This window comes from Microtetraspora sp. AC03309, from assembly GCF_020826795.1.
GTDB classification, from domain to species: Bacteria; Actinomycetota; Actinomycetes; order Streptosporangiales; family Streptosporangiaceae; genus Microtetraspora; species Microtetraspora glauca.
Genome location: NZ_JADDIL010000607.1, coordinates 1 through 396, shown reverse-complemented (window position 1 = coordinate 396; position 396 = coordinate 1). Strand labels below are relative to the sequence as shown.

The 396-nt window shown below is 65.4% G+C and carries 1 protein-coding gene; it reads right to left on the bottom strand.

The features are described 5' to 3' along the window. Window positions 1-2: 2 nt before the first annotated feature. Entirely contained in the window at window positions 3-383 is a 381-nt protein-coding gene (locus tag IMZ11_RS44580; protein ID WP_065021601.1) for a hypothetical protein, read from the bottom strand. Window positions 384-396: the final 13 nt, after the last annotated feature.

Here is a 396-nt window from a genome sequence, read left to right as displayed (position 1 = left end):
GCTCAAAACGGTGCGGAATGCTGCATCAGGCTCAACAGCAGCACAACCATGCACAACAGTGAGCTGAACATGATCAGCCCCATCACCACGACCACGAACCACGATGCGCAGCGCTGCTTGCCGCGCGCCAGCTTCGCGATGCGCTCGTCGTGCATGAGTTCGTCTGCCACAAAGGCGAACTGGACCCCGGCCAGTTCGGCGTCGCCAGCCGGGGCGCCGGAAGATATTTCGCGGAGACGCGCGGCGGGGATGCCGACGCCGACCCCGGCGAACCGCCGACTCATCTGACGTGCCTGCCAGCGGCTGAGACGGTGATCGAGCGCATCGATGGAATGCGGCCGCTGCCCCCATCCGCGGCCGTGCGCGTTCGACGGGGTCGTCATAACTCACTGAGTC

Coding starts and splice junctions, on each gene's coding strand:
- IMZ11_RS44580 (WP_065021601.1), bottom strand. CDS start 383: ATGACGACCCCGTCGAACGCGCACGGCCGCGGATGGGGGCAGCGGCCG.